The sequence below is a fragment of the Streptomyces yongxingensis genome, from assembly GCF_055597465.1.
Genome location: NZ_CM145717.1, coordinates 4,588,926 through 4,607,456, shown reverse-complemented (window position 1 = coordinate 4,607,456; position 18,531 = coordinate 4,588,926). Strand labels below are relative to the sequence as shown.

Sequence of the window (18,531 nt, the reverse complement as noted above, 5' to 3'; positions counted from 1 at the left end):
CCGCCTGCCGTCAGTTCTTGCGGTGGCCTATCAGGCGGGGCTTCTGCTCCAGGCCGTCCAGGCCGTGCCAGGCCAGGTTCACCAGGTGGGCCGCGACCTCGGCCTTCTTGGGTTTGCGGACGTCCAGCCACCACTGGCCGGTCAGGGCCACCATGCCCACCAGGGCCTGGGCGTAGAGCGGGGCCAGTTTGGGGTCGAAGCCGCGGGCCTTGAATTCCAGGCCCAGGATGTCCTCCACCTGGGTGGCGATATCGCTGATCAGGGAGGCGAAGGTGCCCGTCGACTGGGCGACGGGGGAGTCGCGGACGAGGATGCGGAAGCCGTCCGTGTACTCCTCGATGTAGTCCAGGAGGGCGAAGGTGGCCTGCTCGCACAGCTCGCGCGGATGGCCCGCGGTGAGGGATGTGGTGACCATGTCCAGCATCCGGCGCATCTCGCGGTCCACCACCACCGCGTACAGCCCCTCCTTGCCGCCGAAGTGCTCGTACACCACCGGTTTGGAGACTCCGGCCTTCGCCGCGATCTCCTCCACCGAGGTGCCCTCGAAGCCGCGCTCGGCGAAGAGCGTGCGACCGATGTCCAGCAGCTGCTCCCGGCGCTCCTTGCCGGTCATCCGGACCCGGCGGGGCCGCCGGGTCCCGGATCCGGAGGACCGGCCGGCCCGGCGCTGCCGGTCCTCTTCACCGCTGGTATTACTGTCGGTCGCCACGCCCTCCATCATGCCGCTCCGGCGGTCTCCTTCTGACGGCGGGCATCGATACGGTCCTGGCTCGGCCACCGGACGTCATACGCCCAGCCCGCCTTCTCGAACCAGCGGATGAGCCGGGCACTGGAGTCCAACTGCCCCCGCATCACCCCGTGCCGGGCACAGGTCGGGTCCGCGTGGTGCAGGTTGTGCCAGGACTCACCGCACGAGAGCACCGCGAGCCACCACACATTGCCGGAGCGGTCCCGCGACTTGAACGGGCGCTTGCCCACCGCGTGGCAGATCGAGTTGATCGACCAGGTCACATGGTGCAGCAAAGCCACCCGGACGAGTGACCCCCAGAAGAAGGCGGTCGCCGCGCCCTGCCAGGACCAGGTCACCAGTCCGCCGATCACCGGCGGCACCATCAGCGAGACCACGGTCCACACCACGAACTGCCGGGAGATCGCCCGGGTGACGCCGTCCTTGATCAGATCCGGTGCGTATTTGTACTGCGGCGTCTGCTCCTCATCGAACATCCAGCCGATATGGGCCCACCACAACCCCTTCAGCAGGGCCGGCACGGTCTCGCCGTACCGCCACGGGGAGTGCGGGTCGCCCTCCGCGTCGGAGAACTTGTGGTGCTTGCGGTGATCGGCCACCCAGCGGACCAGCGGTCCCTCCACGGCCAGCGACCCCGCGATCGCCAGCGCGATCCGCAGCGGCCGCTTCGCCTTGAACGAGCCATGGGTGAAGTAGCGGTGGAAGCCGATCGTGATGCCGTGGCAGCCGATGTAGTACATCGACACCAGCAGCGCCAGATCCAGCCAGGTGACCCCCCAGCCCCAGGCCAGGGGGACCGCCGCGACCAGCGCGACGAAGGGGACGGTGATGAACAGGAGAAGGGTGATCTGTTCGATGGAGCGCTTGCTGTCCCCGCCGAGCGTGGCGGAGGAGAGCGGGGCCTCCTGGGCCTTCGGCGTGTCGTTGACCACGTCGGGGCTTGCAGTCATGGGATCCCTCGTGGGGCTCGGGGGCATGGCTACGGATCCGTAACCTACGGCGTCGTAAGTATGGCAGGGCCGGGAAGCGGGGCAATAGGGCTCTGGTCCCACCCGGGGTCGTGCCGCCTATCCTGGTGAGCGTCGGACAGCGCGGTCCGCACATGGCCGAAAGCACCGGGTCAGCAGCCCGCGGCGTCCGCCGCGCACGCATTGATGCCGCGCTTCGAACCCCGTTCACTGCAAGGAGCCCGCACCTGTGAGCAGTGCCGACCACACCAACGCCGCCCTGCGCGCCGATATCCGCCGTCTGGGCGATCTGCTCGGCGAGACCCTCGTCCGGCAGGAGGGACCCGACCTCCTCGAACTCGTCGAGCGTGTGCGTGCCCTCACCCGCAGTGACGGCGAGGCCGCGGCCGACCTGCTCGGCTCCACCGACCTCGAGACCGCCGCGAAGCTGGTCCGCGCCTTCTCCACCTACTTCCACCTGGCCAACGTCACCGAGCAGGTGCACCGCGGCCGCGAGCTCCGGGCCCGCCGCGCCGCCGAGGGCGGCATCCTCGCCCGCACCGCCGACCAGCTCAAGGACGCCGACCCCGAGCACCTCCGGGAGACCGTCGCCAACCTCGGCGTGCGGCCCGTCTTCACCGCCCACCCCACTGAGGCCGCCCGCCGCACGGTCCTCACCAAGCTCCGACGCATCGCCGAGCTGCTCGACACGCTCGCCGTCGGCGGCGACGCCCGCCGCGCCGACCTGCGACTCGCCGAGAGCATCGACCTGCTCTGGCAGACCGACGAGCTGCGCGTCGTCCGCCCCGAGCCCGCCGACGAGGCCCGTAACGCCATCTACTACCTCGACGAGCTGCATGCCGGAGCCGTCGGGGACGTCCTCGAAGACCTCACCGCGGAGCTCGAGCGCGTCGGCGTCGAGCTGCCCGCCACCACCCGCCCGCTCACCTTCGGCACCTGGATCGGCGGCGACCGTGACGGCAACCCCAACGTCACCCCCGAGGTCACCCGCGACGTCCTGATCCTCCAGCACGAGCACGGCATCACCGACGCGCTGGAGATCATCGACGAGCTGCGCGCCGCGCTCTCCAGCTCCATCCGCAACACCGGCGCCTCCGAGGAGCTGCTCGCCTCCCTCCAGCGCGACCTCGAACTGCTGCCCGAGATCAGCCCGCGCTACAAGCGGCTCAACGCCGAGGAGCCCTACCGGCTCAAGGCCACCTGCATGCGGCAGAAGCTCGTCAACACCCGCGAGCGGCTCGCCGGGGACACCCCCCACCAGCCCGGCCGCGACTACCTCGGCTCCGGCGAGCTCCTCGCCGACCTCCACCTCGTCCAGGACTCCCTGCGCGCCCACCGCGGCCAGCTCATCGCCGACGGCCGGCTCGAGCGCTCCATCCGCACCCTGGCCGCCTTCGGCCTCCAGCTCGCCACCATGGACGTCCGCGAGCACGCCGACGCCCACCACCACGCCCTCGGCCAGCTCTTCGACCGGCTCGGCGAGGAGTCCTGGCGCTACGCCGACATGCCGCGCGACTACCGCCGCAAGCTGCTCGCCAAGGAGCTGCGCTCCCGGCGTCCCCTCGCCCCCACCCCGGCGCCGCTCGACGCGGCCGGTGCCAAGACCCTCGGCGTCTTCCACACCATCCGCGAGTCCTTCGAGCGCTTCGGCCCCGAGATCGTCGAGTCCTACATCATCTCCATGTGCCAGGGCTCCGACGACGTCTTCGCCGCCGCGGTCCTCGCCCGCGAGGCCGGGCTGATCGACCTCCACGCGGGCTGGGCGAAGATCGGCATCGTTCCGCTGCTGGAGACCACCGAAGAGCTGAAGATCGCCGACAAGCTCCTCGACGAGATGCTCGCCGACCCCTCCTACCGGCGGCTCGTCGCCCTCCGCGGCGACGTCCAGGAGGTCATGCTCGGCTACTCCGACTCCTCCAAGTTCGGGGGCATCACCACCTCCCAGTGGGAGATCCACCGCGCCCAGCGACTGCTGCGCGACGTCGCCCACCGGCACGGCGTACGGCTGCGGCTGTTCCACGGCCGCGGCGGCACCGTCGGCCGCGGCGGCGGCCCCACCCACGACGCGATCCTCGCGCAGCCGTGGGGCACCCTCGAGGGCGAGATCAAGGTCACCGAGCAGGGCGAGGTCATCTCCGACAAGTACCTCGTGCCCTCGCTGGCCCGCGAGAACCTGGAGCTGACGGTGGCCGCCACGCTGCAGGCGTCCGCCCTGCACACCGCGCCGCGCCAGTCGGACGAGGCGCTCGCCCGCTGGGACGCGGCCATGGAAACCGTCTCCGAAGCCGCGCACGGCGCCTACCGCGAGCTCGTCGAAGACCCCGACCTGCCCGCGTACTTCTTCGCCTCCACGCCGGTGGACCAGCTCGCCGAGCTCCACCTCGGCTCCCGGCCCTCCCGCCGCCCCGACTCCGGCGCCGGCCTCGACGGACTGCGGGCCATCCCGTGGGTGTTCGGCTGGACCCAGTCCCGGCAGATCGTCCCCGGCTGGTTCGGCGTCGGCTCCGGCCTCAAGGCCGCCCGCGAGGCCGGGCTCGACAGCGTCCTCGACGAAATGCACCAGCACTGGCACTTCTTCCGCAACTTCCTGTCCAACGTCGAGATGACGCTGGCCAAGACGGACCTGCGGATCGCCCGGCACTACGTCGACACGCTGGTGCCGGATGAGCTGAAGCACGTCTTCGATGTGATCCAGGAGGAGCACGAGCTGACGGTGCGGGAGGTGCTGCGGATCACCGGTGAGCGGGAACTCCTCGACTCCAACCCGGTGCTGAAGCAGACGTTCCACGTCCGGGACGCCTACCTCGACCCGATCTCGTATCTGCAGGTGACGCTGCTCCACCGGCAGCGCACCGCGCACGAGCGGGGCGAGGACCCGGACCCCCTGCTCGCCCGTGCCCTCCTCCTCACGGTCAACGGCGTGGCGGCGGGCCTCCGCAACACGGGCTGACGACGGCGCTGCACCGGGCGGGGCCCCGCTCCCAGGGGGAGCGGGGCCCCGCCCCGTAGGTTGTGGAGTTCAGTTCCCGGGGGCTCCGCCCCCGGCCCCCGCCGGCCACCAGGCTCCGCCGCTGCCACGTGCGGTCCCCTGGGTGGGCACGCCGTGCCTTGCTTCGCCGCTCGTCGGTGCGGCTCCGGCGGTCCACCGCGCCTGGCGCACGCCCTCTTCCCCGCCGCGACGGCGAGGACCCCCGGCGGTGGTGTCCGGCGGTGCCGAACTGCCCAAGCCGCCGGGGCGGTCGCGCCACGACGGCGGGGTGGTCCCGGGACGAAGAGCGAGCCAAGACCCAGCGGGGGCACCCGGTGAGCGCTACAGCGTAAGTGTGGCGAAGGAGGCGCCCAGCAGGGCCGCGCCCAACAGGCCCATGGCCCAGCCCGTGCGGCGTAGGCCGAGGCCGCCCGCGACGATCAGGGAGGTGAGGAGGAGGGAGCCGCCGAAGGGGACCCAGGCGTGGAGGACGCCGGCGGCGCCGGTGCGGACGGCGTGGTCCGTGCCGGGCTTGAGGACCACCGGCACCCGGTCGCCCGTCCCGTTCGTGACCGCCTCGTCGATCCGCACCCGGCCACGGGACTTGCCGCCCTCCTGGGCCGGGGTGAACGAGCCGGTGCACCATTCGTCGCCGCAGTCGGAGACCGTGACGGTGCCGTGCTCAAGCCCCTTGGTCAGCATCGACGGCTTGGCATCGCCCCAGGAGGACCACACCCCGGCGACCAGGACCAGCAGCGCGACGAGCGCCATTGCCACGTTCTTCGCCAGCAACAGAAACCCGTACGCGCTCTCGCCCGCCCGCCGCGTACGGCTGCGCTTGGTCACACCGGTGGAAGCCATGGCGGCGATCCTCGCCATCCCCGCGCCGCCGGTCAACCTTCCGCCGAACAAACGGGCGAACGGCGTTTTTCAGGAGTTGTACGTTCCCTGCGCGCGCTCCAGCCCGTCCGCGATGAGCGTCTCCACCGCGTCCGCCGCGCGGTCCACGAAGTAGTCCAACTCCCGGCGCTCCGCGGCGGAAAAGTCCTTCAGGACGAACGCCGCGACATCCATCCGGCCCGGCGGGCGGCCGATTCCGAAGCGCACCCGGCAGTAGTCCGCACCCAGCGATTTGGTGATCGACTTCAGCCCGTTGTGGCCATTGTCACCCCCGCCGATCTTCAACCGCAGCGCGCCGTAATCGATGTCCAATTCGTCATGGACGGCCACGACATGACCGACCGGCACCTTGTAGAAGTCGCGCAGCGCGGTCACCGGACCGCCCGAGAGGTTCATGAAGGACATCGGCTTGGCGATCACGACCCGGCGGCTCGCCGGTCCGGGCGGACCCACCCGGCCCTCGACGACCTGGGCCCGCGACTTGTGCGCCTTGAAACGGGCGCCCATCCGCTCCGCCAGCAGATCGGCCACCATGAAGCCGACGTTGTGGCGGTTGCCCGCGTAACTGCCACCGGGGTTGCCGAGGCCCACCACAAGCCAGGGGCTCGTGTCGTCCGTCATCTGGATGTCTCTCCTTGAGGACGGCCGCCGCCCCGCACCCCAAGGGGCGGGACGGCGGCCGGAGAAGCGGAAAGGGAGCAGCCGCAGATTACGCCTCGGCGCCCTCGGCCGCGCCCTCGGCGCCCTCCTCGGCCGGGGCCTCGGCCTGGGCGGCGACCACCTGCAGCACGGCCACGTCCTCCTCGACGGCCAGCGAGGTACCCGCCGGGAGGGTGATGTCCTTGGCGTGGATGGTGGCACCCGCGTCCAGGCCCGCGATGGAGACGGTGACCGACTCCGGGATGTGGGTCGCCTCGGTCTCGACCGGCAGGGCGTTCAGCAGGTGCTCGAGCAGGTTGCCACCCGGGGCCAGGTCACCCTCGGTGTGGATCGGCACCTCGACGGTGACCTTCTCGCCCTTCTGCACCAGCAGCAGGTCGACGTGCTCCAGCACGCCGATCTTGATGGGGTGACGCTGCACGGCCTTCGGGATGACCAGCTCGTCCTTGCCGCCCTCGACGTCCAGACGGATCAGCACGTTCGAGTTCTTCAGCGCCATCAGCAGGTCGTGTGCCGGCAGCGTGACGTGCAGCGGCTCGACGCCGTGGCCGTAGACCACGCCGGGCACGCGGTCGGCGGCACGGGTACGGCGGGCGGCGCCCTTGCCGAACTCGGTGCGGGGCTTAGCGGAGATCTTGACCTCGGCCATGGGGCACTCCTCGTAGATCGTTTACGGTGTGTGGGCGTCACCCGGCCCACGACAGACCTGCTACGAAGAGCGCGTCGATAACGGACAGCCGCGGTAAGAAGCGGCCTCCCTCGCCGAGCAACCCCACGATTCTACCAATGGCCGAGGGCGCCTGGAGCCAACGGCTGAGGCCACCCCCTGACGGGAGTGGCCTCTACGTCCGGTCCGGGGAGGTTAAGCCGCTCACGCCTGCTCCTCGAACAGGCTGGTCACCGAGCCGTCCTCGAAGACCTCCTGGACCGCGCGGGCGATCGTCGGCGCCATCGACAGCACGGTCACCTTGTCCAGCTCCACCTCGTTGGGGGTCGGCAGGGTGTTGGTGAAGACGAACTCACTGACCTTGGAGTTCTTCAGCCGGTCCGCGGCCGGACCCGACAGCACACCGTGGGTGGCGGTCACGATCACGTCCTCCGCGCCGTTCGCGAACAGCGCCTCCGCCGCCGCACAGATGGTGCCACCGGTGTCGATCATGTCGTCGACCAGCACACACACCCGGCCCCGCACATCGCCGACCACCTCGTGCACCGTGACCTGGTTGGCCACGTCCGGGTCCCGCCGCTTGTGCACGATCGCCAGCGGCGCGCCCAGCCGGTCGCACCAGCGGTCCGCGACCCGCACCCGGCCGGCGTCCGGCGACACCACGGTGAGCTTGGCCTTGTCGACCTTGGCGCCCACGTAGTCCGCGAGCACCGGCAGCGCGAAGAGGTGGTCCACCGGGCCGTCGAAGAAGCCCTGGATCTGGTCGGTGTGCAGATCGACCGTGAGGATCCGGTCGGCACCCGCCGTCTTCAGCATGTCGGCGACCAGCCGCGCCGAGATCGGCTCACGGCCTCGGTGCTTCTTGTCCTGACGGGCATAGCCGTAGAACGGAACGATCACCGTGATCGAGCGCGCGGAGGCCCGCTTCAGCGCATCGATCATGATGAGCTGCTCCATGATCCACTTATTGATCGGAGTCGTGTGGCTCTGGATCAAAAAGCAGTCGGCACCGCGCGCCGACTCCTGGAAGCGGACGTAGATCTCGCCGTTGGCGAAGTCGAATGCCTTGGTCGGGACCAAGCTGACGCCCAGCTCATGGGCGACCTCCTCGGCCAGCTCGGGGTGGGCGCGGCCGGAGAAGAGCATCAGCTTCTTCTCGCCGGTCGTCTTGATCCCGGTCACAACAAGTCTCCTTGGATGTCACTTTGGTGCACTTCTCACCGTACGCCCCGCACGGTGTACCTGTGCACATGTCACTGCCGGCCCTCGTCCTCCCGACGAGCGGCCTCGGCGGCTCGCGCCGCGGCGCTTCCGGGGCGCTTGCGGGCGACCCAGCCCTCGATGTTCCGCTGCTGTCCGCGTGCGACGGCGAGCGAGCCCGGGGGCACATCCTTGGTGATGACCGATCCGGCGGCGGTGTAAGCGCCGTCCCCGATCGTGACGGGAGCCACAAGCATGTTGTCGGCCCCGGTCCGGCAGTGGCTGCCGATGGTGGTGTGGTGCTTGTTCACGCCGTCGTAGTTCACGAAGACACTGGCGGCGCCGATGTTGGTCTGCTCGCCGATCGTCGCGTCGCCCACATAGGACAGATGCGGCACCTTGGTGCCCTCACCGATCGTGGCGTTCTTCATCTCCACATACGTACCCGCCTTGGCCTTGGACCCAAGCCGGGTCCCGGGGCGCAGATACGCGTACGGCCCCACGCTCGCCCCCGCGCCGATCTCCGCGCCCGCCGCGACGGTGAACGAGACGACCGCGCCCTGGCCGACGGTGGTGTCGGTGAGCCGGGAGTTCGGCCCGACCTCGGCGTCCGCGGCCAGGTGGGTGGCCCCCAGCAGCTGGGTGCCCGGGTGGACCAGCGCGTCCGGCTCGAAGGTGACGGTCACGTCGATCCAGGTGGTGGCGGGGTCGACGACGGTCACCCCGCTCAGCATCGCCCGCTCCAGCAGTCGCTCGTTCAGCAGCCTGCGGGCCTCGGCCAGCTGGACGCGGTTGTTGATCCCGACGATCTCACGGTGGTCGCCCGCCACGCACGCGCCCACCCGGTGCCCGGCCTCGCGCAGGATACCGAGCACATCGGTGAGGTACTCCTCGCCCTGGCTGTTGTCGGTGCGCACCTTGCCGAGGGCGTCGGTGAGCAGCTGGGCGTCGAAGGCGAAGACCCCGGAGTTGATCTCACGGATCGCACGCTGCGCGTCGGTGGCGTCCTTGTGCTCCACGATCGCGGTGACGGCGCCGGTCGCGTCCTCCCGCACGATCCGGCCGTAGCCGGTGGCGTCGGGGACCTCGGCGGACAGCACGGTCACGGCGTTGCCGTCGGCGTCGTGGGCCGCGGCGAGCCGCTGGAGCGTCGCGCCGGTCAGCAGCGGGGTGTCGCCGCAGACGACGATCACGGTGCCGTCGAGGGCGACCCCGCTGTCGGACAGCTCCTCCAGGCCCATCCGGACGGCGTGCCCGGTGCCGTTCTGCTCGTGCTGGACGGCGGTGCGCACCTCGGCGTCGATCTCGGCGAGATGCGCGGAGACCTGCTCCCGGGCGTGGCCGACCACGACCACGAGATGCTCGGGGGAGAGTTCACGGGAGGCGGCGACGACGTGCCCGACGAGGGAGCGGCCGCAGAGGGCGTGCAGAACCTTCGGGGTCGCCGATTTCATGCGGGTGCCCTCACCCGCTGCGAGGACGACGACGGCTGCCGGGCGGTTGGCGCTCACGGGTGTGCCCTTCGGCTTCGGGGGTGGACACCCGCAGGATACCGAGAGGTTTCCGGGCGGAAAGGAAGGAGGGTCCCGAGCCGGGCGGTCGGGGCCCCGGGAAAGCGGAATGTGAGGCTCCCCCGCCAGGACTCGAACCTGGAACAACCGGACCAAAACCGGACGTGTTGCCAATTACACCACAGGGGAGGGCATAGAGCGCCAAATCGGACAACCTGCTAGATCGTCGACCTGGCCCCCACCACTATGCCGTACCACCAGCCTTCGATGCGACGGTATAGGTCAGCGCTCTTCAGGACGCGGACCACCAGGCAGCCTCGGTAGCCTTCGCCTGTGTTCTTGCGGACGGTCTTGGGGTTGTGCTTCTTCAGCGTCGTCCTCTCGAGCGTGGTGACGTCCACTCCGATGATCTCTGACCAGTATCGTTCCGCGTCGGCGACCTGGGCGGATTCGTGGATCGTCACGCGATAGCGCAGCCGTTCGGGCTCGACGCCGAGCAGGGACAGCCATGCGAGATAGAGCTGGATCATGTCGGGGTCGCTATTGATGAACATGGCCCTTTCGGCGGGGTTGTGGGGCTTGCTCTTCGCCCCCTCTGACCAGTACAGCCCTACGCCGACGAGGAACAGCTCCCGGTCCGTCATCGCGCCGATCTCCCGCGCCGCCGAGAGCTTCGTCCGCTGCCGCTCGATCTCCCGCTGCCGCATCGTCGCCTCCCACCCCCGCTTGGCGATCGCCGACGCCTCCTCGCGGGTGCGGGGCGGGCGGTCCGGTTTGGGCAGGTCGCGGGTCCAGAGGGAGATGGAGCTCTTGGAGCAGCCGAGCTCCAGTTGGATCCTGTCGTAGGTCATCCCCTGGAGCCGCATCTCGCGGGCCCTGGCCCGTAGGTCGTCCTTGGCGTTGGGGCGCTTGGTCCAGTCGGGCGGCGGCTCGCCCTCCAGGAGGCGGTTCAGGATGTCGTTGTTGCTCACCTTCAGCCGGTCGCGGATCTGTCTGCGGCTCAGCCCCTCCCTCCGTAATGCGATCGCCCGTTCTCTGAGTTCTTCGAACGTGGTCGTCCCGTCGAGCAGGCCGCCCACGCTGTCGCCGTCGCGGCGCCGTGGTTCGTTCATGACCGCAGGGTCGTTCGCTGTCCGGGTGCGTGGGGCGAAAATGTGAGCGATTCATTCGTTCGAGTTAAATGGGTGGTTTTACCTGATGTTCGAGTCTCTTGTGCGCCGCCGTGTCACCGGGAAAAGCGCTGGCGCCCGGCCGTAGGCTGGTCGCTATGAGTTCGACGGGGGAAGAAGCCGCGGGCGCGCGGGGCGCGCCCGCGGGGCCGTGGTGGTGGGCGCGGCGGCGGAGTATGGGGCTCGATGTCCTGCTCGCCGTGGCGTCGTCGATCGAATGCGCGGCGGAGGGCGTCGGTTTCGCCCACGATGCCCGGATTCCGGTGGCCGCCGGGGTGCTGATCGGGGTGCTCGTCGGCGCCACGCTGCTGTTGCGGCGCCGCTGGGCGATCGCCGTGGTGCTGATATCGATCGCGGTCACCCCCGCCGAAATGGGTCTGCTGCTCGGCGTCGTGGGGCTCTACACCCTCGCCTCGTCCGAGGTGCCGCGCCGGATCACGGCGGTGCTGGCCGGGATGGCGGCGATGGGCAGCTTCCTCGTCACGGTGATCGGCCTCCGCCGGGACAATCCGCAGAGCGGTCTGGGGACGTCCGTGTGGGAGGCCCCGATGTTCGCCATGGTGCTCACCCTGGGGCTGACCGCCCCGCCCGTGTTGCTGGGGCTGTACGTCCGGGCCCGGCGGCGGCTGGTGGAGAGCCTGCGGGAGCGGGCGGACGGTCTGGAGCGGGAGCTCTCGCTGCTCGCGGAGCGGGCGGAGGAACGGGCCGAGTGGGCCCGTAACGAGGAGCGGACCCGGATCGCCCGGGAGATGCACGACGTGGTGGCGCACCGGGTGAGCCTGATGGTGGTGCACGCGGCGGCGCTGCAGGCGGTGGCGCTCAAGGATCCGGAGAAGGCGTCGAAGAACGCGGCGCTGGTGGGCGACATGGGACGGCAGGCGCTGACGGAGCTCCGGCAGATGCTGGGGGTGCTGCGGTCCGAGGACGGTCTGCGGGCCCCGGCGGGTGCGGGCTCGGCCGCCGCCGCTGCGGGGTCCGCGTCCGCACCCGCCGGGGCCTCGGCCGCCGATGCCGCGGATGCCGCCGGGGCCGCCGGGGCCTCCGCCGAGGAGAGGCCGCTGGCGGCGGTGGCGGCGGCTGCCTCGGCCGCCGCGGAGGCCGCGGGGGCGGCCGGGAAGGGCGTGGAGGTGGCCGGGGGGCCGCGGCTGGCGGAGTTGGAAGCGCTGGTCGGGCAGTCCCGGGCGGCGGGGATGGCCGTGGAGCTCTCGGTCGAGGGCGAGGAGCGGCGGTACGCGGCTCCGGTGGAGCAGACGGCCTACCGGGTGGTCCAGGAGGCGCTCACCAACGTCCACAAGCACGCCCCGGGCGCGAGCGCCCGGGTCCGGGTGGCGCATCGCACCGCCGAGATCGCGGTCCTGGTGGAGAACGGGCCGTCGGAGCGCGGCGCGGCGGACGCGGGGCTGCCGAGCGGGGGGAACGGCCTGGTCGGGATGCGGGAGCGGGTCTCGACGCTCGGCGGGGGTTTTGTGTCGGGGGCCACGGACGCGGGTGGCTTCCGGGTGTCGGCGGTCATCCCGGACGGGACGGACGGCCCGGGCGGCCCCGACCGTACGGATGAGACGGATCACACGGACCGGGCGTCTCGTGGGGAACAGCCCGCCGACCGTTCGGCGGACCGCACCGCGGCCGAGGGCCGCGGCGGGGGCGGGGGCGTGGAGCGGGCGAAGAGCGCCTAGGGGACGCCTAGGGGGCATCCGGCGGGTCTTGGCGCCTGCGGCGGGTTGCTCCCCTCCCCGCCCTTCCCGAACCTGGGGCTGCGCCCCAGACCCCGGAGGGCCGGGGCTGCGTCCCGGGTCCCGGGGGAGCGGGGCTGTGCCCCAGGTCTCGGAGGGCCGGGGCTGTGCCCCAGGTTCCGGAGGGCCGGGCTGTGCCTCAGGTTCCGGAGGCCGGGGGCTGTGCCTCAGGTCCCGGAGGGCCGGGCTGCGCGTCCCGGAGGGCCGGGCTGTGCCTCAGGCCCCGGGGTCTGGGGGCGGAGCCGCCGCGTGGTCCGCCGGACACCCCGCAAGCGCTCCGCTGCAAGTGCCCTGAGCCGCCGTCGCTCGTCCGCTGCGCCGTCGTGGCTGGTCGCGGCCACGCTCCGGGGGCCGTGGCGCCCGAGGCGATGGCGTCCAGGCCGCTCAGCAGCCCGTCCCGGTCGCCGCTCATGAGCACGGCGCGGTGGTCGAAGACGGACCGGGTGGCCGCCGACGAGTTCAAGGCCCTCGGCTTCAGCTCGCTGACCGCCGTCGAGTTCCGTGACCGGGTGAGCAAGGCCACGGTGCGGAGCCGCACCTCGACACGGCCCCGCGCCCCTTCAGAGCGCCTCCACCCGGGCCCGGCACAGCGCGGCCGGGGCGCTGTGCCGGGCGGCGCGGGCCCGCGACGGTCCGCTGGACAGGGCCTGGCGCCGACGCCCGATCGGCCTGTGCGCGGTACGCGCGTTACGCACGCGTCAGCCTGGCCGGGAGCGCGCCCGTGACGAGGGTGCTGAGGGCGGCGTCCAGGGTGGGGCCGAGGTACCAGTCCCCGGTGTGGTCGAGGCTGTAGACCCGTCCTTCCGCGTCGATGGTCAACACCGCCTGCCCGTCGGCCTCTTCGCCCAGCGGGCTGAGCTCGGTCTCCAGGGCCCGGCCCAGGTCGCCGAGGGTGCGGGCGAGATGGATGCCGTGCAGGGGATCGATGCGGAACGGGGTCGGGGCGATCTCGCGCCCCGCCCCGGGCGGCTGGATGTGCAGCCCGCCGAACTCCGCCCACGCCTCGACCGCCGCCGGGAAGACGGCGTGCCGGTGGCCCGCGGGGGAGGTGTGGGCGCGCAGGGTGTCGGCCCAGACCTCGGCGCGCCGCATGTCCCAGCGGCCGGGCCGCCAGCCCGCCTCGCGCAGGGCGGCGTCGACGGCGACGGAGAAGCGGGTGACGTCCATGCGGTCGATCGGCTGCCGCGCCGGGCGGGTCGGCTGCCGTGTCGGCGCTCCCGGCGGGGCCGGGGCCGTCTGTGGTGCCTGTGGTGCCTGTGGTGCCTGATGTGCTTGGCTCACGTGCTCTCACCCACCACCCGTACGCCGAAATGGGCCAGCAGCGCGGCGCAGGACAGACAGGGCGGGGCGTAGCTGCCGTGCTGCGGGTCGCCCGCCTCCCGGATCCGGCGGGTGGTGAGCTTGGCCTGTTTCAGGGAGCGGCGGGCCTCACCCTGGGTGAGCGGTTTGCGGGAGGCGCGCTTGGAGCGGCCGGCCTCGACGTTCGCCAGGTGGCGGGAGAGCAGGATCACCTCGGGGCAGCGGCCGGTGAATCGTTCACGCTGGCCGCTGGCGAGCGCGTCGAGGAATTCCCGCACCAGCGGATGGAGCGTCGGCGGCTGGTCGGCCTTGCCCCCGGTGCAGGTCAGCGTCTCGCCGCGGACGGACAGCGCGGCCGCGACGGCGGGCAGGATGCCGTCCCGGCGGCGGTGGAGTGGCGGTGGGCCGGCGTCGGGGTCGACGCTGCTCCATCTCAGCCGGGGGTCGCCGGCCGCGGGGGTGGCACCGTCGCCGCCTCCGTTGCTCTGCGTGATGTGCATGTGGTGGATCCCTCCCTGTGCAATCCCCCGGTTGCAATGATCAGATTGCCAAATCCCGCGGGCGCTGCGGTAGTCCGGGCCTGAACGACCTGGTGGGGAGCGAGGGGCCCCTGGGGGCGGGTGGCCGCCCGGTTCGGCCGGTTGCGTCACCGCATAGGCTGTGCCCAGTAGCCAGCATCAGCAGGGGGCAACCGCCATGACGACAGGTCGGCTCGGGCAGCATGCCGCGCCACCGAACACGGCCTACGCCGGGCAGGTCGTGCACTTCCCGGATCCCGTCCGGGCCGCTCGCCACCCCAAGGGTGTCCGCGTGGACGAAAACGGCTTTCCGGACTTCTCGCCGTATGCGCGCGCGGCCGCCGAAATCGCCGAGCCCCCGGAGGGGTTCGGCGTCGACGAGCTTCGGCTGACGGACTACGTCTCGGCGAACGCGGCGCTGCACGCCGCCGGCCACGAGCTGTGGAACGAGGCGTCGGCGGTGGCCACCCCGCACGGCTGGACCTGGCACCACGTCGTCGGCACCCGGCGCATGGAGCTGATTCCGGTCGAGGTCAAGGCGCTGCTGCGGCACCACGGCGGGCTCGCCACGGCGCAGGTCGACCAGGAGAAGCGGGGCACCCGCCCGCTGCAGGAGACCCGGCCGATGCATGTGGGCCTGCCGCTGCGGGGCATCTCCGTCACCGAGGAGCAGGTGCTCGGCGTCGAGGAGGACCTCGGCTACCGGCTGCCCGAGTCGTACCGCGCCTTCCTCAAGGCGGCGGGCGGCTGCGCACCGGTCGGCACGGCGCTGGACCCGGAGCTGGGGCTGCTGATCGACCAGCCCTTCTTCACGGTGCGCGACGAGGCGGCGGTCAATGACCTCGTCTATATCAACAAGTGTCTGCGGGACCACTTCACCAAGGACTATCTGGGCGTGGGCTTCGTCCAGGGCGGGGTGATCGCGGTCAAGGTGAAGGGTGACGCGATCGGCTCGGTGTGGTTCTGCGCGTACGACGACGCGCGGGACCGTGACGGCTGGACGGTCCAGGAGCGGGTGGAGCGGCTGATGCTGCCGTGCGGCGACGACTTCGACGCCTTCCTGCTCCGGCTGGCGGGCAATCCGCCGGAGCTCGAGACCGTGGCGAACCTGATGGTGGACGGCGGATTCGCGTACGCCGTCCCGGTGGAGGGGTGAGCGCGATGGTGACCTTCGCACAGGCGCAGGAGCGCGCGGAACTCTGGATCAACGGCGATGTACCGGCCTATCAGCAGCGCGAGGCGCGGGTCCGGGAGTTCGACCTGGGCTTCGTGGTCTGGGCCGAGGACCGCCCGGACGGACCGGTCTCGGGACGCGGGGCCGAGGGCACGCGGATGGTGATCGCCCGCGACAGCGGCGAGACCACGCTGTGGCCGGGGCTGCCGGTGGGCGAGGTGATCCGCCGTTACGAGGAGCGGTACGGCACGACCGACGGCTCCCGCGACGAGTCCACCACCGGGCGGCAGCAGCGCATCGACTTGAACGCGACGTCCTTCCTGCTGACTCCGCCGGAGTGGCTGCAGGAGGCGGCGGACGCGATGAACAGCCGGTCCGAGGGGCGGCTGGACCTTCCCGAGCAGCGGGCGGGGGCGGAGCCGGGTGGGGGCGGGTCCGATGCCGCCGCCGCGTCTGCTGGTTCCGCTTCGGTTTCGGGTTCTTCCGCGCCTCCGGCTCCGCCTGCCCCGTCGGCCGCCGGCGCCGCTTCGCCTCCTTTGCCGCCCGAGGACAACTGGCCGTCGGCCGGTGGGCCGGGGGCCGGGGCCGCCGGGCCCGGGGCGCCGGGCCACGGGGCCCCGGGCGCGGACGACTGGCCGTCGGACGGCGGAGCGCGGAGCGCCGGGCCGGACGCGCCGCACAGCGTGCCGGGCGCGCCGCCCGCGCCCGTGCCGGGTGCGCCCGCTCCACCTGGGCCCGTGCCGGGTGCGCCTGCTCACGGTGGGCCTGCTCCGGGTGCGCCCCGGGACCGGGGCGGGGCCGTGGACGACTGGCCGTCCGACGGAGTCGCGCGCCCGCTCGCGGCCGACCGGCCGCAGGACGGCCCGCCCGCGCCGGGTGCTCCTTCCGCGCCCGGTGGCCCGTCCGGCGGTGACGGTTGGCGGAACGCGCCGCCCCCGCCCGGTGGCGGCAGCCCGTGGGCCCCGCCCGCGCCGGGCGCCGGTACGCCCTCCTCGGGGGGCCAGGCCGACAACGCGGCCACGCCCGGCGGCGGTACGCCGTGGGCCGGTACGGACATCAAGGGCGACGATGACGACGACCGCTCGGTCGCCCCGCCCGCCACGGTCTTCGCCCCGCCGCTCGCGGGCTCCGACGACGAGGACACCCCGGCGCCGGGCGTACGGCCGGACGCCAAGACCGAGTTGATGTCCGGCGGCAGCGCGCTGCCGCCCACGGCCATCGCCCCGTCCCTCGACTTCCCCGAGCAGCGGGGCGGCCCCGGTGCCGATCCGGGCGCCGGCCCCAACGCGAGCGACCTCGCGGACGCCGCCGGCCGTAAGGCGGGCGGCGGTCCGACGCCTCCGCCGCCCGGTGCTCCGGGAACGCCGGGTGCGCCCGGTGCGCCCGGCGCCCGTCCGGGTGCGGACTCCACGCCGCCGCCCGCGTCGCCCGCGCCGTCCGGGCCCGGCGCCCCCGGCGCTCCGGCCGGGGGGTACGTACCGACGCAGTTGGTCTCGCAGCTCGACTCCGACAGCCTCGGCGGCGCCCCGCGGCCCCCCGGCCCGCCTGGTCCTCCCGGTGCGCCGGGTGCGCCCGGTGCTCCTGGTGTTTCTGGTGGGCAGGGTGGTGGGCAGACGCCGCCTCCGCCTGGTGCGCCGGGTGCGCCCGGTGGTGGGGTGCACGCTGCCGCGACGATGCTCGCGGGTGGTCCGGGTGCGCCCGGTGGCCAGACCCCGCCTCCCGGCGCCCCGCAGCCTCCCGGCCCGCCCGGTGCGCCCGGCGCTCCGGGCCAGGGTGCCCCGTCCGGCCCGCAGCCGCCCGGCCCACCCGGTGTCCCCGGTGCGGGTGGTCCGCACACGCCGCCGCCCCCGCCGGGCGCGGCCGGACCGCCGTACCCGGGCGGACCCGGCGCGCCGGGCGCCCCCGGTATGCCCCCGCCCGCCGGCGCTCCCGCTCAGGGGCTGGCGCCGCCTCCGGGCGCGCCCGCGCCGGGGATGGCGCCGCCGCCCGGCTATGCGTATCCACCGCCGCCCCCCGGTCAGCCGACCGTGGGCCCGGGTTATATGGCGGTGCTGCGCTACCGCGCCCAGGACGGCTCGGAGCAGCAGCTCATCCGCCGTTCGGCGCCCGGGACCCCGCATCCGGAGTGGCAGATCCTGCACGAGCTGCGGGCGATGAACGTCCCGCCGCAGCAGGTGCTGGAGCTCCACACCGAGCTGGAGTCCTGTGATCTGCCCGGCGGTTACTGCGCCCGGATGATCCGGGAGAGCTGGCCGCAGGTGCGGATCAGCCACACCGCTCCGTACGGACGCGATCACGCCACCCGGCAGCAGGGCGTACGTCATCTGCTGGAGCACCAGGGCGAGCTGCACCAGGTGGCGGACGGCCCGGCCCGTCCGGCGCCGAACCGGGTGCCGCTGCCGCACCCCAGCCAGGTGCAGCCGATTCCGCCGGTGCCGCCGGAGGGGCTGGCGCATGAGCTGGGCCAGGCGTTCGGGCCGCAGGGCATCGTCCGCTTCGACCAGCGCGCGGTGTCGCGGATGGGCGTTCCGGAGGTGGTGGCGCAGACGCTGGTGTGGGCGGGGCTGCCGCTGGACTTCGGTCCGTTCTTCTGGGCGCAGGCCCAGGCGGGCCGCCCGGTGCCGACGCTGGCGGAGCTGGCGGCGGAGCGCGGGGTGCAGTCCGCGCCGGACGCGGGTTCGTACCTGGTCATGGGCAATGACTTCGGCCGTCAGCTGTGTGTGCAGTACGGCACGGCGAACATCGTGGCGGTGCCGCTGGAGGCGACGCCCCAGCCGATCCCGCCGCAGTTCGTGAACACCGGGCTGCCGGAGTTCGTGCGGTGCATGGCGCTGCTGGGCCGGATGTGGCGGCTGCGGTACGGGCTGACGCCGGACCAGGCGGGCCGTTGGACGGTGGACTTCCAGGCGCAGCTCGCGGGGCTGGACCCGGCGGCGCTGTCCGCGCCGGACAACTGGTGGGCGGTGCTGCTGGAGCAGATGTGGGACGGCCTGCTGTGAGTACGCCCGTGCGGCCC

Annotated in this window: 14 protein-coding genes and 1 tRNA gene; 4 read left to right on the top strand and 11 right to left on the bottom strand. The window is 72.6% G+C overall.

What is annotated here, in order from left to right; genetic code table 11:
- Nucleotides 1–10 precede the first annotated feature (10 nt).
- On the bottom strand, nucleotides 11–718 hold the full coding sequence (locus ACZ6TD_RS19440) for a TetR family transcriptional regulator (RefSeq protein WP_471357883.1): 708 nt from the start codon (nucleotides 716–718) through the stop codon (nucleotides 11–13).
- Nucleotides 718–1,698: an acyl-CoA desaturase gene (locus ACZ6TD_RS19435; protein ID WP_471355671.1), complete on the bottom strand. Its 981-nt coding sequence runs from the start codon at nucleotides 1,696–1,698 to the stop codon at nucleotides 718–720. Before ACZ6TD_RS19435 ends, ACZ6TD_RS19440 begins: the two co-directional genes overlap by 1 nt.
- A 247-nt stretch (nucleotides 1,699–1,945) precedes the next feature.
- Here ACZ6TD_RS19435 and ppc point away from each other — a divergent pair, with 247 nt between their 5' ends.
- A complete protein-coding gene (gene ppc, locus ACZ6TD_RS19430; RefSeq protein ID WP_471355669.1) occupies nucleotides 1,946–4,666 on the top strand; it encodes a phosphoenolpyruvate carboxylase in 2,721 nt (906 codons plus the stop codon).
- 360 nt (nucleotides 4,667–5,026) lie between these two features.
- Here the strand turns inward: ppc and ACZ6TD_RS19425 are convergent, their stop codons facing one another.
- From ACZ6TD_RS19425 to ACZ6TD_RS19395, 7 genes are all read right to left on the bottom strand, one after another.
- Nucleotides 5,027–5,545 (bottom strand): hypothetical protein, encoded by a 519-nt coding sequence (locus tag ACZ6TD_RS19425; protein WP_471355666.1) that lies wholly within the window; start codon nucleotides 5,543–5,545, stop codon nucleotides 5,027–5,029.
- A gap of 69 nt (nucleotides 5,546–5,614) precedes the next feature.
- Nucleotides 5,615–6,205, bottom strand: coding sequence for an aminoacyl-tRNA hydrolase (gene pth, locus ACZ6TD_RS19420; RefSeq protein ID WP_471355664.1), 591 nt, complete (start codon nucleotides 6,203–6,205; stop codon nucleotides 5,615–5,617).
- Nucleotides 6,206–6,293: 88 nt separating this feature from the next.
- The gene (locus ACZ6TD_RS19415) at nucleotides 6,294–6,893 is read right to left on the bottom strand and encodes a 50S ribosomal protein L25/general stress protein Ctc (RefSeq protein WP_471355661.1); all 600 of its coding nucleotides are present in this window, start codon (nucleotides 6,891–6,893) and stop codon (nucleotides 6,294–6,296) included.
- Between the two features lie 222 nt (nucleotides 6,894–7,115).
- Nucleotides 7,116–8,093, bottom strand: coding sequence for a ribose-phosphate diphosphokinase (locus ACZ6TD_RS19410; protein WP_471355659.1), 978 nt, complete (start codon nucleotides 8,091–8,093; stop codon nucleotides 7,116–7,118).
- A gap of 71 nt (nucleotides 8,094–8,164) precedes the next feature.
- Entirely contained in the window at nucleotides 8,165–9,622 is a 1,458-nt protein-coding gene (gene glmU / locus ACZ6TD_RS19405) for a bifunctional UDP-N-acetylglucosamine diphosphorylase/glucosamine-1-phosphate N-acetyltransferase GlmU (protein ID WP_471355657.1), read from the bottom strand.
- Nucleotides 9,623–9,739: 117 nt separating this feature from the next.
- Nucleotides 9,740–9,811 (bottom strand) — tRNA-Gln (locus ACZ6TD_RS19400).
- Between the two features lie 29 nt (nucleotides 9,812–9,840).
- Entirely contained in the window at nucleotides 9,841–10,734 is an 894-nt protein-coding gene (locus ACZ6TD_RS19395; protein ID WP_471355655.1) for a hypothetical protein, read from the bottom strand.
- A 155-nt stretch (nucleotides 10,735–10,889) separates the two neighbouring features.
- On the opposite strand from ACZ6TD_RS19395, the gene ACZ6TD_RS19390 reads away from it, so the two are divergent.
- Nucleotides 10,890–12,467, top strand: a complete 1,578-nt coding sequence (locus ACZ6TD_RS19390; protein ID WP_471355652.1) for a sensor histidine kinase — start codon at nucleotides 10,890–10,892, stop codon at nucleotides 12,465–12,467.
- A gap of 744 nt (nucleotides 12,468–13,211) precedes the next feature.
- On the opposite strand, the gene ACZ6TD_RS19385 is transcribed toward ACZ6TD_RS19390, so the two are convergent.
- Nucleotides 13,212–13,691, bottom strand: coding sequence for an SUKH-3 domain-containing protein (locus ACZ6TD_RS19385; protein WP_471355649.1), 480 nt, complete (start codon nucleotides 13,689–13,691; stop codon nucleotides 13,212–13,214).
- Between the two features lie 110 nt (nucleotides 13,692–13,801).
- Nucleotides 13,802–14,323: a YwqJ-related putative deaminase gene (locus tag ACZ6TD_RS19380; protein ID WP_413807544.1), complete on the bottom strand. Its 522-nt coding sequence runs from the start codon at nucleotides 14,321–14,323 to the stop codon at nucleotides 13,802–13,804.
- A 196-nt stretch (nucleotides 14,324–14,519) separates the two neighbouring features.
- Here ACZ6TD_RS19380 and ACZ6TD_RS19375 point away from each other — a divergent pair, with 196 nt between their 5' ends.
- Entirely contained in the window at nucleotides 14,520–15,497 is a 978-nt protein-coding gene (locus tag ACZ6TD_RS19375) for an HNH endonuclease (RefSeq protein WP_471355646.1), read from the top strand.
- 5 nt (nucleotides 15,498–15,502) lie between these two features.
- Nucleotides 15,503–18,514 (top strand): SUKH-4 family immunity protein, encoded by a 3,012-nt coding sequence (locus ACZ6TD_RS19370; RefSeq protein ID WP_471355643.1) that lies wholly within the window; start codon nucleotides 15,503–15,505, stop codon nucleotides 18,512–18,514.
- The last annotated feature ends 17 nt before the right edge of the window (nucleotides 18,515–18,531 follow it).